The organism is Micromonospora sp. MGP-C2 (assembly GCF_057766525.1).
In genome coordinates, this window is sequence record NZ_JBYMEN010000002.1 from 1,704,020 (window position 1) to 1,718,751 (window position 14,732).

15 protein-coding genes are annotated in these 14,732 nt (G+C 69.7%); 6 read left to right on the top strand and 9 right to left on the bottom strand.

The window, feature by feature from the left end:
• Positions 1 to 153 precede the first annotated feature (153 nt).
• A complete protein-coding gene (locus AC3CF1_RS07430) occupies positions 154 to 1,584 on the bottom strand; it encodes a hypothetical protein (RefSeq protein WP_354980954.1) in 1,431 nt (476 codons plus the stop codon).
• A 475-nt stretch (positions 1,585 to 2,059) separates the two neighbouring features.
• Here AC3CF1_RS07430 and AC3CF1_RS07435 point away from each other — a divergent pair, with 475 nt between their 5' ends.
• Positions 2,060 to 2,263, top strand: coding sequence for a hypothetical protein (locus AC3CF1_RS07435; protein ID WP_354980956.1), 204 nt, complete (start codon positions 2,060 to 2,062; stop codon positions 2,261 to 2,263).
• Between the two features lie 120 nt (positions 2,264 to 2,383).
• On the opposite strand, the gene AC3CF1_RS07440 is transcribed toward AC3CF1_RS07435, so the two are convergent.
• Positions 2,384 to 2,920: a GyrI-like domain-containing protein gene (locus AC3CF1_RS07440; protein WP_488449915.1), complete on the bottom strand. Its 537-nt coding sequence runs from the start codon at positions 2,918 to 2,920 to the stop codon at positions 2,384 to 2,386.
• Positions 2,921 to 3,030: 110 nt separating this feature from the next.
• Here AC3CF1_RS07440 and AC3CF1_RS07445 point away from each other — a divergent pair, with 110 nt between their 5' ends.
• Entirely contained in the window at positions 3,031 to 3,864 is an 834-nt protein-coding gene (locus tag AC3CF1_RS07445) for a phytanoyl-CoA dioxygenase family protein (protein ID WP_354980958.1), read from the top strand.
• A 95-nt stretch (positions 3,865 to 3,959) separates the two neighbouring features.
• Positions 3,960 to 4,796 (top strand): TrmH family RNA methyltransferase, encoded by an 837-nt coding sequence (locus tag AC3CF1_RS07450; protein ID WP_488449916.1) that lies wholly within the window; start codon positions 3,960 to 3,962, stop codon positions 4,794 to 4,796.
• Between the two features lie 104 nt (positions 4,797 to 4,900).
• Here AC3CF1_RS07450 and AC3CF1_RS07455 read toward each other — a convergent pair whose 3' ends face one another.
• The 3 genes from AC3CF1_RS07455 to AC3CF1_RS07465 are packed head-to-tail and all read right to left on the bottom strand — an operon-like array spanning position 4,901 to position 7,854.
• Positions 4,901 to 6,553, bottom strand: coding sequence for a thiamine pyrophosphate-binding protein (locus AC3CF1_RS07455; protein WP_488449917.1), 1,653 nt, complete (start codon positions 6,551 to 6,553; stop codon positions 4,901 to 4,903).
• A 13-nt stretch (positions 6,554 to 6,566) separates the two neighbouring features.
• Positions 6,567 to 7,328: a cyclase family protein gene (locus AC3CF1_RS07460; protein WP_354980961.1), complete on the bottom strand. Its 762-nt coding sequence runs from the start codon at positions 7,326 to 7,328 to the stop codon at positions 6,567 to 6,569.
• A 49-nt stretch (positions 7,329 to 7,377) separates the two neighbouring features.
• Positions 7,378 to 7,854: a VOC family protein gene (locus tag AC3CF1_RS07465; RefSeq protein WP_355161681.1), complete on the bottom strand. Its 477-nt coding sequence runs from the start codon at positions 7,852 to 7,854 to the stop codon at positions 7,378 to 7,380.
• A 92-nt stretch (positions 7,855 to 7,946) separates the two neighbouring features.
• Between AC3CF1_RS07465 and AC3CF1_RS07470 the strand changes: the two genes are divergently transcribed.
• A complete protein-coding gene (locus AC3CF1_RS07470) occupies positions 7,947 to 8,408 on the top strand; it encodes a GNAT family N-acetyltransferase (protein WP_355161685.1) in 462 nt (153 codons plus the stop codon).
• Positions 8,409 to 8,522: 114 nt separating this feature from the next.
• On the opposite strand, the gene AC3CF1_RS07475 is transcribed toward AC3CF1_RS07470, so the two are convergent.
• On the bottom strand, positions 8,523 to 9,851 hold the full coding sequence (locus tag AC3CF1_RS07475; RefSeq protein ID WP_488449918.1) for a glycoside hydrolase family 6 protein: 1,329 nt from the start codon (positions 9,849 to 9,851) through the stop codon (positions 8,523 to 8,525).
• A 509-nt stretch (positions 9,852 to 10,360) separates the two neighbouring features.
• Here AC3CF1_RS07475 and AC3CF1_RS07480 point away from each other — a divergent pair.
• Complete coding sequence (locus tag AC3CF1_RS07480) at positions 10,361 to 10,936, top strand: hypothetical protein (protein ID WP_354980965.1); 576 nt, start codon at positions 10,361 to 10,363, stop codon at positions 10,934 to 10,936.
• A 3-nt stretch (positions 10,937 to 10,939) separates the two neighbouring features.
• Here the strand turns inward: AC3CF1_RS07480 and AC3CF1_RS07485 are convergent, their stop codons facing one another.
• Positions 10,940 to 11,377 carry an ATP-binding protein gene (locus AC3CF1_RS07485; RefSeq protein WP_354980966.1) on the bottom strand — a complete coding sequence of 146 codons (438 nt, stop codon included), beginning with the start codon at positions 11,375 to 11,377 and terminating at the stop codon, positions 10,940 to 10,942.
• Positions 11,378 to 11,571: 194 nt separating this feature from the next.
• Between AC3CF1_RS07485 and AC3CF1_RS07490 the strand changes: the two genes are divergently transcribed.
• Positions 11,572 to 12,792, top strand: coding sequence for a PP2C family protein-serine/threonine phosphatase (locus tag AC3CF1_RS07490; RefSeq protein WP_354980967.1), 1,221 nt, complete (start codon positions 11,572 to 11,574; stop codon positions 12,790 to 12,792).
• An 82-nt stretch (positions 12,793 to 12,874) separates the two neighbouring features.
• On the opposite strand, the gene AC3CF1_RS07495 is transcribed toward AC3CF1_RS07490, so the two are convergent.
• Both AC3CF1_RS07495 and AC3CF1_RS07500 read right to left on the bottom strand, forming a co-directional pair.
• The gene (locus AC3CF1_RS07495) at positions 12,875 to 13,645 is read right to left on the bottom strand and encodes an alpha/beta fold hydrolase (protein WP_354980968.1); all 771 of its coding nucleotides are present in this window, start codon (positions 13,643 to 13,645) and stop codon (positions 12,875 to 12,877) included.
• 88 nt (positions 13,646 to 13,733) lie between these two features.
• Positions 13,734 to 14,495 (bottom strand): GNAT family N-acetyltransferase, encoded by a 762-nt coding sequence (locus AC3CF1_RS07500; RefSeq protein ID WP_355161679.1) that lies wholly within the window; start codon positions 14,493 to 14,495, stop codon positions 13,734 to 13,736.
• Between the last annotated feature and the right edge of the window lie 237 nt (positions 14,496 to 14,732).

Here is a 14,732-nt window from a genome sequence, read left to right on the forward strand (position 1 = left end):
CGAGGCTCGTCAACGATTGGTCGCTAGCCGACCGCGGGTGGCAGTGGGGGCACAACGCCGATCCCGGGCATGGGCATCCTCCGACCGCTGTGGACCTCGGCTGGCGCACGGCCGCGGGCGACCCCGGCCTGCTCGTGGCACGCCCAACCAGGCTCAGCGCAAGGCGATGTGGGCTTCGGTGAGGAAACGGTCACGGTCGTTACCGTGGGCGATTGCCGCGTTGTAGACGGCGTCGATCGCAGCGGCCAGCGGATCGTCATTCGCGAGGGCGATCAGGGCGGGAAACGCGGCGGCCTGCTGGAGCACCTCGGTGACGTCGAGTGTGCGGAAAACTCTTGGGTCCAAGCTGAGCGTCACGGTGGTGTGGGGCACCTCGGGATCGGACAGGAGCCGGTGAAACGCGGCGCTGCCGCCCTGCTCGGTGAAGGATCGCGGCAGCGGGCGGTCGGCCTCGGCGTCGGCGAGCGCTTCGGCGATCCACCCGATCTGCTCCAGTCCTGCCACCCGCATCGCGCGGCGAGCCGCCCAGCAGGCTGCCTCCCGCTGGCGGGCGGCGGGCAACGCGTCGATGCGGTCGAGCAGCCGGCGGTCGATGCGGGCCAGCGACTGCGCCTGGCCTAAGAGTTCGCGGACACGATCCGACGGTCGAGCACCTCCCCACCGCTCGGCGTCGCGCTCGGCCTGCAGGCGGCGGTACTTCTCGGCCAACGCGGTCGCCTCGGCCGCCTGCCCTCGCAACGTCGTCATCCACGGATGCGACCCGGCGGTGTCGAGCAGGTGGTCCCAGATCAGGCCGAGGGCGAAGGCGTGCCGGCCCAGCACTCCCTCGTGCCGCAAAGTGAAGCCGTCGGGGCCGGACGTCAGCCGTACCGTACTCGGCTCGTCGTCCGGCAGCGTTGCCAGCGGGCTAGGGAAGATCGGTTCGTCGGCGGTGGACCACGACCACAGCAGAGTCGCGTCGTCGACCCGCTTGAGCCGGACCTCGAGGTCGCCGGCGGGCAGCACTTCCGCCGGGACCTCGACCGGCGCGGGCCGGTGGCGGACCACCGCCACCCGGGACAGGCCCGCGTCGTCCTCGTACGGGTCAAGTGGCAGCGGCGGCAGGATCGCCGGACGACCAGACGGGCGCGGAACCAATGACAGCATCCCCCACTCGGCGGCCTTCGTCGGCTTCTGCTCCCAGTCGCGGCCCCCCGGGTCGGCCAGCACGGTGCGCCACGGCGTCTCCTCGGTGACCCCCCAGATGTGCAGCTCGTGCCGCTCGGGCGGGTCGTCGTCGGTGCGTACGGTCTCGTGCAGGCGGTTGCGCGCGTGCACCCGCACCCGGATCAGCCCGCGCGGGACAGCGATGTCAGTGAGGGCATCTGCAGTGCCGCCCATCAGCCCGATGACCGACAGCCTGCCGCTGGGGCTCCAAAGGGTTGCCTCACTGATCGCGTCCCAGCCGCTGTCGGCTTCACCCGGCGGCCCGGGCAGGACACGGACGTGTGCTTCGATCCAGCCGGTGTGTGTGCCGCAGAAGCCCGTGAACTGATATGGCCCGACGACGTGTACGAGGTCGTCGCCGAGCGTGTAGATCCCCATACCGGACGCTCCTGGCACGGCGGACACCTCGTACTGACAGTGGCTGACGAACAGCCTCGTCCAACTGGCTCCGGATGCCGGACTTCGATGATCTGAGTCAAACAAATCGGCCACTGCCAGATCCTAGGGCCGACCTCACCGGGCCATCACAGCTCGGGATCGCGTTCGTGTTCTGAACCGAGACCGAGGTTCTATCGTCCCTCAACGCGAGTCTGCCCCCGGTAGCGGCTCAGGAAGGCCGACACTGCGGCGCGCAATGGCCGACATCGGATGGCTTCCCGCTGCGGTGGAGCGACGTGCTTCCGTGCCGTTGGCTGCTCGGCGCGGGCAACCCTTTGAGGCGCTGGAGCTCCTGGAGTACGCCGGGGGCGACCTGGCGGACGGCACCATGGGCCTGCGATTCGCCGACGCCCGGCTGACGATCTACAACGAGCTGCCAACCGTTGCCACGAGACCGTGCGATTAGCGTCAGCGTATGGGGGATGACATCGTTCTGCGGCTCGATCCCGCAACCGCCGAAGGCCTGTATGTCACGCTGCACGAAGCCGGCGAGCACATCGCGGCCGGCGCAGCCATCACTCCGCCCACCGCGGAAGAGGTCAAGCGCCTGGGCACTCTTCTGCGGGACCTGGGTCACGCCCTTGGCCGTCGGTGCTCTCCGTACTGCGACCACCTCTAGGTCGTATGGGTTGCGTCTGCCCAGCGGCAGATCCGGACAATCGCGCTCGGTTGCTGCGGCCGGGACATCCTGTTGGCCGCCGGGCCGGACCCCTGATGCTGTCTGATGCTCGCCAGATCGTTACGCCGGTTCGATGGGCAGCCAGAGTTCACAGGTCGCGGTGCTGAGGTCGTTCGTAAGCTCATGCACCGCAACGATCTCCGGACCTGGCCGCAGACGCCACGGGTTGAACGGGAACCACGCGGCTGCGGCCGTGGCCCAGGCCTTCTGCAGGGTCTGCGGATGTGGGCCCGTGATCCGGATGACCACCCATCTGCCGGCCGGAACTTCGATGATGTCGAGGCCACCGGGGACCGGCGTACCCGGGGACACGGCGACCCCGTGAAGGTAGGTCAGCTCGCTACCCTCGGCGTAGTCGGGGTCAAGGTCGTCGCTGACCGCGAGCAGGCCGCTCGGCTCAGTGTTGCCGAGAGCCTTCAAGCGCAGGTGCTCCTCCGTCGGCAGTGCGGTGATGTGCTGCTGGATGTGCGGGTTGATGCCTTGATGGACCAGCCGGACGCGGGCCGCGTGCCCCACGAGCCGGAATTCGGGATGGTCGACGATGCGGGTGTCCACGTGTTCGCTCCCTTCGGCGTTCAGACGGAGTGCCGAGATCATCAAGCCTCCGTCCGACGTCAACCTTGGTCGCAGCGCACCGGGCAGCACCCGACAGAAGCGGCGCGGAGAATGTCGGGTGATCGAGATCTGCGCCGCCGCACGATGGGGGCATGGATGACACGACCTTGGTATCCCGCTTTCTTCGCGACGGCTTCGTGAAGCTGGAGGGCGCCGTCGCGCCGCGCGTGGCAGCGGACTGCGCGCGGCTGCTGTGGCGGGAGACGGGCTGCGACCCGGACGATCCAACAACGTGGACGCAGCCCGTGCACTGGGTGCCCGGCATGGCGCAGGGGCCGTTCGCCGCCGCCCCCAACTCCCCGTTCCTCCATCACGCGTACGACCTGCTCGTCGGCACGGGACGCTGGGAGCCGCGCTACTCGCTGGGCACGTTCCCGCTGCGCTTCCCGCACGAAGAGGAGACGGACGACGCGGGCTGGCACATCGAGGGCAGCTACCTGCCGGAGGGCGAGAGCTGGTACTTCACCAATGTGCGCTCCCGGGGCCGGGCACTGCTGATGCTGTTCCTGTTCAGTGAGGTCGGTGAGAAGGACGCCCCGACCCGGATCCGGGTCGGCTCCCACCTCGACGTGCCGAAGGTGCTGGAGAGGTACGGGGAGGACGGAGCGAGCGGACTGGCCCTTGCGCCCGATCTGGTGGCGGCGTCCGAGCACCGGCCGCTCGCCCTGGCCACCGGATCTCCGGGCGACGTCTTCCTGTGCCACCCATTCCTGGTGCACGCGGCGCAACCGCACCACGGAGCGCGGCCTCGCTTCATGGCCCAACCGCCACTGATGCCAGCCGCACCGTACGAACTGGAGCGGGCCGACTGCGCGTACTCGCCCGTAGAGATCGCGATCCGTCAGGGTCTCGGACAGGACGCCCTCGGTCCGGACGGAGCCGGCACCGACCGCGGCGCCGGAGCGACAAGCCCCGTCCGTTCCTGAGCGCCTGGCCGAAGGCCTTGGAAACCTCGGGGAGCCAGAGGCTGGCGAAGTGTGGCAGGCAGGGCATGGGCGGGCTACGTGCGACGGAGGCGGGGTTGGCAGTGGTTCTGCGAGTGAGTGGCCGCAATGCGCGGTTCCAGCAGTGGAAAGCTCTCCTCGGCAATCGGACCAAGCGGCAGCGACGCGGCGAGTTCCTCGTGCAAGGCGTGCGCCCGATCACCATGGCCGTCGAACATGGCTGGCAGATCCGGGAGCTGCTCTACGACACCAGCGCTCAGCTGTCCGGCTGGGCACGCGAGGCCCTTGACACAGTCCGGGCCGAGAAGTTCGCCGTCTCGCGTGAACTGATGCACGAACTGGGAGGTAAGGCAGACACGGTTCCAGAGCTGCTGGCCGTGGTCGCGCTGCCGGAGGACAACCTGCACCGTATCCCGGTCGGTCCGACCATGCTCGCCGTCGTATTCGATCGGCCCACCAGCCCCGGCAATATCGGGACCCTCATTCGGTCGGCAGACGCCTTCGGCGCCGGCGGCGTCATCGTCACCGGCCATGCCGCCGACGTGTACGACCCGAAGGCGGTCCGAGCGAGCACCGGCTCGCTGTTCGCCTTGCCCGTGGTCCGGGTGCCCTCCCACCAGGCCGTTCTATCCTGGGTCGCTGACGTCCGCGCCGACGGCATCGGCATGAGCATCATGGGAACCGATGAGCGCGGCATCCTGGACGCCGCCGAGTACGACTTCACACAACCCACCCTGACGTTGATCGGCAACGAGACCACCGGCCTCAGCTCCGGCTGGCGCGAGGCATGCGACCAGCTCGTCCGGATCCCCATGTTCGGGACCGCCAGTTCCCTGAACGCGGCGACCGCCGCGACTGTCGTACTGTACGAATCGGCACGCCAGCGGGCCGCCGTACGCGCAGACCGCCGATAGCAGCCGCTCCGCCAGGACCTCCGGCCGCAACGCAACGACTCCCAACCGACTCCGAGTCGGCTTCCGGCTACGCCGTCCCGCGTCGCCGTACGCACGGCGGTGGCTCAGTGGCCACGGAACGCCTCCTCCAGCCACCATGAGCCGCGCGCCGCGCTGACCTTGGCGTCGACCACCAGTGGCCGGGTGCGGGGACCAGCGAGCCAGTGGCGTACCGGTCCGAGATCGTCGACGGTCCGGACGGTCAACCCGTCGCAGCCGTAGCCACGGGCGATCGCGGCCAGATCGGTTTCGGGGAAGGTGACTGTCTCCAACGGGTGCCCGTCCGGGCCGAAGTGGTGCACCTCGGCGCCGTACGCCGCGTCGTTGTAGATCACCACGACGAGGGGTGCCGCCAGTCGGACGGCGCTGACCAGTTCGGTCGCGGACATGACGAAGCCACCGTCGCCGACCGCCGCAACGGTGAGCCGGTCCGGCCGGGCGACCGCCGCGCCGAGTGCACTGGCCAGGCCGAGCCCGACCGACTGGAAAGCCTGGGTGAAACAGAACCCGGCCACGTCCGGCACGTCGAGCCACATGGACGGGTAGCCCATGAAGTTGCCCGAGTCGACCACCACCGTCCGGTCGGGCGGCAGCAGGTCGTCCAGGGCTGCCGACAGCGTCCTCGGGTCGATCGTCGCCGGGGTGCCGAGCCGCGCCGGCCCACCCTCGTCTGAGTACGGGACGGTCCGCCACCGGCCGTGGTCGCGAATCCGTTGCGCCAGCTCCGGCGTACGCCAGCCGCCGGGCCCGGCGTCCACGGGCCCCGTGGAGCCCAGTCGACCGAGTGCCGCCTCGGCGACCGCCGACACCTCGCCCGCCACCGTCAGGTCGACCGGGCGGTTCACCCCGAACGCGGCCGGGTCGTGGTCCACCTGGACGACGACGGCGGAGGGCGGGATCAGTTCACCGTGCCGGGTGGTCCACATGTTCAGCGTGCTGCCCCACGCGACGACCAGGTCCGCCGCGCCGATCAGCTCGGCGGCGAGTGGGGTGGCGAAGCCGCCGGCCACGTCGATATACCACGGGTTCCCGGCGAACAGGCCCTTCGCCGCGGCGGAGACCGCGAGCAGTGCCCCGCACGCGTCGGCGAGCCGGGTCAGCGGTTCCCGGGCCGCCCGGGCGCCCCGACCCGCGATGAAGACCGGTCGACGTGCGGCCTGGAGCGCGGCCAGCAATGGCTCGACCTGCGGGACGGTGGCCGGGGTGGGCGCGACCGCACGGACCGGGCCGGACCACGGTTCGGTCACGGTGAGCTGCACCTCCAACGGGAGGCCCAGCACCACCGTCGCGCCCCGGGCGGCAGCCCGGTACGCCGCGCCCGCGTCCTCGGCCGCGTGTGTCGCGCGTACCCGATGGAAGTCGGCCCCGACCGCGGCGGCGAGCGCCGGCAGGTCGATGAAGAAGTTCGACCGCGGCGCGGTCGCCTCCGGGGCCAGGACCACCATCGGTGTACGGCTCTTCGCGGCCTCGGTGAGGCCGGTCAGCGCGTTGGTGACGCCCGGTCCCTGGTGTACCGAGAGCAGGCCCACCATCCCTGAGGTGCGGGCGTACCCGTCCGCCATGCTCGCCGCGCCGCCCTCGTGGGCCGCCGCCACGAACCGGGCACCGGCCGCCACCAGCGCGTTCGTGACATGGAAGTTGCCGCTGCCGACCACCCCGAAGACGTGCCGTGCGCCGTGTTCGTACAGAACCCGGCCGACCACCTCGGCGACCCGCATCTGTGGACCGGTCCTACCGTTCGACCAGTGCGAGGACCCGGCACGGGCTGCCGGATCCGGAGACGATCGGCAGCGGTCCGGCGATCACCACCGCGCCGGTGGCCGGCAACTGCGCCAGGTTGCGCAGCTGGGTCAGGCCGTACTTCTCCTGGCCGAGCAGGAACGAGTGGCACGGGAACGGCGGGTCGAACGAGTGTGCGGCGCCCGCGTCGGTGCCGACCGTCTCCACCCCGACGCCCTGGATCGGCGACTCCTCGGCCAGCCAGCGGGCGCACTCGACGGAGATGCCCGGGGTACGCCCGGCGTTGGCGTACCGCTCCGGGTCGTCGCCGTACGCGTCCCAACCGGTGCGGTAGAGCAGCCAGCCGCCGGTGGGCAGGGCACCATGTTCCGCCTCCCACGCCTTGATGTGCTCGACCTCGAGCAGGAAGTCACTGTTGTCGGCGGCGTCGGCCGCGTGGTCGATCACCACTGCCGGGGCGATCAACTGGCTCACCGGGACCTGGGAGACGTCCGCGCCCTGTTGACCGGAGACCCAGTGCACCGGCGCGTCGAAGTGGGTGCCGGTGTGCTCGCCGGTGGAGAAGTTGTTCCAGTACCAGGCCGGACCACGGTCGTCGTACCGGCTGATCTCGCTGAGCCGGAACGGCCAGGTCTGGCCGAACTGCTCGGGCAGACCCAGGATCGGGGTCTGGTCCGAGAGCGGGGCGGTGAGGTCGACAACCTGGATCCGGCCGCTGGAAAGAGCGGCGACAAACTCCTGCAGCACCGTCATGCGGCGACGGTACACCGCACTCACGATCCACGATGGATGCCCGGACGGGTCACGTGATCTGCTCGGCCAGCGCGACGATGATGCCTGCGGGGCCACGGAGGTAACAGAGCCGGTAGCTGTTCTCGTACCGCACCACTTCGCCGACGAGTTCCGCTCCGTGTGGCCGCAGGCGGTCGAGGATGTCGTCCATGTCCTCGACGGCGAACATGACGCGATGCGCGCCCAGCGTGTTCGCCGGCGCCCGCGGGTCACCGTCTGGGCTCGACGGCGTGTGGTACCTGGTCAGCTCGAGCCGTCCGTGGCCGTCCGGGGTGCGCATCACCACGATGTCTGAGCGGACTCCCTCGAGCCCGACGAGGCGGTCCACCGCGCTGCCCTCGACTGTCGCCTCACCTTCGAACTCCAGGCCGAGTGCGACGAAGAATGCCCTGGCAGCCGCGAGGTCGTCGACGACGATGGCGATGTTGTCCATCCGCTGGACCGTCCCCCGCCCAGGTTGGGGGTCCCGCTGGTCGGCGTCTTCCATGAGCCACAGATTACAATTCCGCCATGGAAGACCCCACCCGCGGCGTACGAATCAGACGCGGTGGCCCGGCCGACGCACCCGCAGTGCTGACCATGCTCGACTCCGCGGTGGCCTGGATGAACGATCGCGGCAACACCGAGCAGTGGGGCACGACCCCGTTCTCGGAAAAGCCCGAACGGGTCGAGCTGGTCGACCGGTATCTGACCGAGAGCCTTCCGTTCATCGCGGAAATGGACGGAACGCCGGCCGCGGCATTGGTGTTGGATTCCGGGCCCGATCCGAAAGCACCGATCGCGCCTGCGGCAGAACCGGAGCGCTACGTCCGTCTCCTGGTTTCCGACCGACGATTCGCCGGCCGGAGCCTGGGGTCTGCCCTGTTGGCACACGCCGTGAACGAGACCCGACGAGCGGGCGTGCGGTTGCTACGGGTCGATTGCTGGGCGGGCGGCGGTGGCGAGTTGGTGGCGTTCTACGAGCGCCACGGGTTCACCCCCACCCACACCTTCCTGTCTGGGTCCTGGCCGGGTCAGGTGCTGGCCCAGCGGGTCGACTGAACCGCACTTCTTCACCGGAACCTGGGCGCCGGCCGGTCCGGCCCTTACCGCAGGACGGGGACGGGCCCGGCGCAGAGAGTGCTCCTCCGCGCCGGGCCGCAGCTCCCTGATGGGTCAGCCGACGCAGACGGCGATCCTGCCCGGGCCGGTGCCGTTGCCCTGGAAGCCGAAGGTGGTCGACTGCCGGCCGGCGACGCGTCCGTTGTAGCTCACGTTTGTGAACTGGACGGTGCCGCTGGTGCCGCTGGCCTGCGCGTTCCAGGTGCCGGTGACCGCGGCGCCTGCGGGCAGTTCGACGGTCACCTTCCAGCCGTTGATTTCCGACTTGCCGGCCGTGACCGTCACGGTCGCAGTGAAGCCCTCGGCCCACTGGTTGACCGCCACATCCGCGTAGCAGCCGTCACCGGTCGGCGGCGAGCTGTTCGGCGGGGTGGTCGTCGGCGGGGTGGTCGTCGGCGGAGTGGTGGTCGGCGGAGTGGTCGTCGGAGGCGCGGTGGTGGGCGGGTTGGGCGCGCCGTTGGCCAGGCTGAAGGCCAGTTCGGGCTGGAACGAACCGGCCGTGTAGCGGCACCCGTCCGCCTCCCCCGGCGGCTTCACCCAGAGGTACGCGTCGATGTTGCTGTCGCCGGTGCTGGTCGTCGGGTACTGCCCGATGCGCCGGTCGGTGTTGTCGTCGCCGCACCAGTCCCCGCTGGCGCCTCCGTTACGGCTGGTGTCGATCACCTGGCGCTTGCCCGAGATGCCCATGCCGTTGAGGGCGGAGATGACGTTCCGGCCGAAGTTCGCCTCGCCGGAGGTGGAGTTGTAGTTCGACACGTTGGTGAAGAAGCCGTCGGCGTACTGCACGCCGGCCGCCCGGAGCCGGTTGGCCGTCTCCCCCGCGCTGTTCCAGGTGGAGTGACCGCCGTCGAGATACACCTTGGCGTTGGGGTTGGCCGACTTGATGGTCCGGGTGGCCGTCGAGATCGCCTCGTTGCGAGCGCTGATCTCGCCGCTGCTCAGGCACGTCAGCAGGGCGAGCGAGTCGGTTTCCAGGATGATGATGACGGTCTGGTTGCCCAGTCCCCTGGCGAAGTTGGACACCCACGTCTGGTACTGGTTGAGGTCCGGCGCCCCACCGGCGCTGGCTCCGCCGCAGTCCCGGTTGGTGATCTCGTACACCGCCAGCACCGGGATCTGCTGCGCCGCGTTGGCGGCGCCGATGTGCTCGGAGACCTCGGACTGCACTGTCGACGGGTTGAAGTTGGCGAACCAGCGGGCCTGCGGCTGGCTCGCGATCTTGTCGCGGATGACGGCGGTACGCGAGTCGCCGGGGTTCGCGGCGACCCAACGGACGACGGCCGAACTCGGGTCGCGGTAGAGCGAGCCGGACAGCGTGCCGGCGGAGGCACTGCCGACGGTCAGGCAGACGCCCACGACGGTGGCGGCCGCGACGGCCGCCATGCTGATGGCCGCCGATCTGCGGCGAAGCGAGGAGAGGGTAGGCACGACGTGTTGCCTCCTGATCACATAGATGTTTCCACGTTCATGGGAGCGTTCCCAGGACGGTATCGGAGGTGCGCGCCCCTGCCAAGACGTGGAGGCCCGTCGATGAGCAGGACCTCGTCATCCGTCAAGGCGGAACGAATGCACACTGATGCTTGTCGATTGCCAGAACGGGCTCAGGCGTGCTGGAATGACTCACATCGCCGCAGCGCGGGGGCAACCGCGCTGGGAACGGCCAGCGCGGGAGCATCGCAGTGCCGGCAGCGCGCCGCTTGGCGGACGCTCGCATGCCGCATCGCCGGGCCGTCTCCAGGACGACGGGCATCGTGCCGGGCAGGCATCCTCGCCCGCCGTACGCATTCCTCACTGCCCATCCCCCGACGGCCGACGCGCTCGACGTCTGACACGCCGCGCGTCCGATCCGGTCCGTCAGCGCACCAGAACCGGCGACGAGGTGAGAAGCAATCATGATTTCCCGAGAACGTTTCGCGGGTTGGCACCGAAACCGCTACGTGTGGGTGGCGGTGATACTGCTGGTGGTGTCGGCCGGCGCGGTCGTACTGCTCAACCGGCCCGACCCGGAGGCGGAGCCGGCCGATCTGCAGGGGCAGATCATGGCTCGGATGCGTACCACGCTCGAACAGGCGGACCCGGGGCAGCACAACCACGCCGGACACACTGCCCAGCAGGTGACCACCGAGAAGCCGGCAGTGATCTGCGGGGTCCGCGTCTACGGCTACGAGCCGGCCAAGGTCAGCGCGCTTGCCGACGTGCGGACGGTCTACGGCTTCCACCTCTGCGGGGTCGCCGAGCAGAAGCGCCCCTGGGACGTGGCGGTCAAGCTGGCCGGCCCCGTGATCATGGACATGTCCACCGAACCTCCGGGCATCCAGGTGGTCGAGGCGACTGCCGACGTCATGTTCACCGACCGGCTGCGCGAGATGTTCCCGGAGAAGTACGCGGAGTTGGCGCTCAAGGAGGCGCTGACCGACTCGGAAATGGCCGACCAGCGCCGCCGATACGACGCCGCAGCCGGGCTCTGAAGGCTATGCGAAAGTGCCGCTGGTGCGTGCCGCGATGCTAATGGTGGTCCCTGTGGGTCCGCTGACGACGAGGAGGTAGTCGGCCATCTGCCCGACCACCCACAGGCCCATACCTCCCGTTTCGGACAGGGGTGGTCGCTCGGTGCGCGGAAGGTAATGCGCGGTGTTGAAGCCCGGCCCGTGGTCGGTGACTTCACAGGTGAGCTGGCCATCCAGGAGCAGGCGTAGGCCACCTCTGCCGCCTCCGTGCCGAATCACGTTGATCATCAGTTCGTTGACCGCAGTGACCCAGTTCTCGATCTCGTCGTGGCCAAGGCCGCACCGGCGGCTGGCGGCCTCAACCTCGCGTCGGACGCGGGTCAGGTCGGCGAGGGCGAACGACGTCGAGAGCAGCGGCTTCCTGGCGGAGGGAGCATGGTGGCCGAGCGGTGGGTTCGTCACTGCTTCCCCTCCCCGTCGGACGTGGAGCCGGTGAGCTTGTCGATGGCACGAGGGAGGACAGCTCTCCGGAACGGGTTCGCCGGACGATCAACGCATCGATGTGACATGGGAAGATACCCCACCTCGGCGGCGCAACACTGTTGATCTCGCTGCTGGCATGCTGTCGGCGGCGTGCCGGCGTCTAGGCTGCCTGCGTGGCGGACGCCGAGCTGATGACCAATGACGAGCGGCTGCGTCGTATCGAGGCGATCACCGATGCCGCCCTTTCGGGGCTGCACGTCGCCGAGTTGCTCGACGAGCTGTTGGAACGCGTCCGGGACCTGCTCAAGGTCGACACCGCCACCATCCTGCTGCTGGACGAACACACCGGCGAGCTCGTCGCGACAGCGGCAAAAGGCCTGGAGGAGGAGGTACGTCGCGGTTTCCGCCTCCGGGTCGGACGTGGCTTCGCCGGGCGAGTGGCGGCGACACGTGCGCCGGTCACGATCCATGACGTCACGCCGGACGACGTGGTCAATCCCGTCCTGCTCGCCACGGGCGTACGTGCTCTGCTCGGCGTGCCCATGCTCGTCAACGGCGACCTCGTCGGCGTACTGCACGTCGGCTCCCTGGCCCTGCGGCGGTTCGGTCCCGACGACGTGCGGCTGTTGCAGCTGGTTGCCGATCGCGCCAGCCTCGCGGGTCGGGCCCGAGCGCAGGTCCTCGACCGGCAGGCAGCGCTGGCCCTGCAACGTAGCCTGCTGCCCGGCCGGCTACCCGACATCCCCGGCCTGGATCTGGCCGCCCGGTACGTGCCCGGCCACGACCTGGGCATTGGTGGCGACTGGTACGACGTGTTCACGTTGCCCTCGGGTTGGCTGGGCGCCGTCATCGGCGACGTCTCGGGCCACGGACTGCCGTCCGCCGTCGTCATGGGACGCATCCGCAGCGCGTTGCGCGCCTACGCCCTCGATTCCGACGACCCCGCCCAAGCGCTGACATCCCTCGACCGCAAGATCCACCATTTCGAAGCGGGCACCCTCACCACCGCCGTCTACGCCCTGATCACACCCGATCGCACGAGGGTGCACCTCTCCTCCGCCGGCCACCTGCCACCGCTGCTGGCTGTCCCCGGCCGTCCCACCGCGCTCGTCAACCTGACGGTGGACCGGCCACTCGGTGTGGGCCGACCATCAGCCACTCGCCGCAACACCGTGCTGGACCTACCGCCGGGCGCGGCGCTCATCTTCTACACCGACGGACTGATCGAACGCCGCACCGAACTGATCGACACCGGGATCGAGCGCCTCGCCGACGCCGTGCGGTCCGGGCCAGCCGAGGCGTTGTGCGACCACATCATGGCCACAACCGCGGAGGAGCACCCCAACGACGACATCGCCCTCCTGGTCATCCGCCGCCAACCACCATCGGATTGAGCCGCTCGGGCAACCGTCGGCCACCTCCGCAGGGTCACGATGCCCTGTTCAGGTGCGCTGCTGCGTAAGGGCTGCCGTCGGGCTACCGGGACAACTGGTGGCCGGTCCGATCAGCACGCAGCGAGCGCAGCGCCTCCACCACAGCGTCGGGTGCCCGCAACGGCACGAAATGGTCGGCGCCGGGTATCCGCACAAGGCGGCACCCGGGAATGCGTCGGGCGGCCTCGACGCAGGCCGGGACGAACGACTGGCGCTCGAGATCGCCGAGCAGCAGCACGCAGGGCGTGGCCACACTTTCCAGCCGGGACCACGCGTCGCCGTCATCGGTGAAGGCGTCGCCCCAGTTGAGCCAGAACCGAACCGCCGAGCGCAGCAGATCGACGACGAGCGGATCTCGGCCGGCGCGGGCCCATCGGGCGATGCCCTGTTCGAGGAAGATCTCCGGGTCGGAGCTGTCCGGCTCGTCGTCGGGATCGTGGGCGGGCGGGGCGCCAGAGATGCCGGGGCAGGCCAGCACCATCCCGCGGACCCGATCCGGCTCTGCGAGGGCGAGGTCGAGCGCGGTGCCGCCGCCCATGCTGCAACCGGCGAACAACGCCGGCCCGACCTCGAGCCGATCGAGCACCCGACGCAGGTCGTCCAGCCGGGAGAACCGCCCGGCCGGCGGTGCTGAGCGCGCGAAGCCCCGCACGTCGTACCGGATCAACCGGTGCTGCCCGGCGAGCCGCTCCCACACCGGGTCCCAGATGCGAGAGTCGCCAACGCCCGGATGCAGCAGCACGACGGGCGGAAGGCCACCCCCGGTGTCCTGGGCCCACACGGACCCGTCACCCACGTTGATGAACTGATCCACGGCTCCGAGCCTTCCACAGTCGAGTGACGCACAGGTCAGCAGGCGGTTCGAGCGTGGATGACCAAAATTCTGTGGTCGCGCCGGACTCCTACCGGGACGACCACCAGGTCGAGGCGGCGGTGACGGCGAACCCCAGGGACTCGTACAGCGGCTGGCCCAGCCGGGAGGCGGTCAGCGTGACCGGCAGGTCCGCCATCGGAGCCAGGGATCCCAGCATGACCGCCCGCCCGACACCACGGGACCGGAACGCCGGTGCGGTTCCGACCCAGTAGTGACTGCCGAGCCCACCGTGCACGACGGTGACGCACACCCCGGCGATCTCGCCATCCAGGCTGGCGACGAACACCTCCACGCCTGGTTGGTGGATCAACGCCGTCGGGAACATCTCGCCGGCCCGGTAGGGCACGAACCTGGCCAGCTCGAAAGCGGCGATCACGGTACGCTCCGCGGCTCGCAGGTCCTCCTCGCTTCGCAGCCGGATGACCGTCATCTCCGGCTCGGCCACGACGCCGGGCTGGCGCAGCATGACCGGCATCTGCCAGGAACGCATGTCGAGGTGGCGCAGATCCGTCGAGCTGAACGGGTCCTCGGCGTCCACCGGCCCGGTCGCCCGGGCTGCCAGTTCGGTGATCTCGGCCAGTTCCTCACGACGGAGGTCGGGCTCCTGGATCAGGATGCGCAGGCCAGCGCGCCCGTCGCCGACGACGGCGAGGAAGCCCCGCCGACGGAGCACCTCGTGGCCGCGGACCTGCCCGGTGGTGGCCCAGAAGGCAGCGGAGTTACGGGCTTGGCGCAGCGGCGCGTCGGAGGCGGACAGGGACCGGGCGCGTTCGTTCGCTTCTGTCGTCATGGCGGTAGGTGTCCCTTCGAAGGGGTCCACGTACGCCGTGACCGTCGACGCACGGCCAGAATTGTCTTCCATGGAAGGCAAGTTACCTTCCATGGAAGGAAAGGTGCAACGTGGATGACGACCGCATCACGCAGACCGTTGGTCAATGGCGACGCGAGCGACCAGACCTCGACCCCAGCCCGCTGCTGACCATCGGTCGGTCCAGCGGCTGGCCGTCGTACTCGACGCAGCCCTACG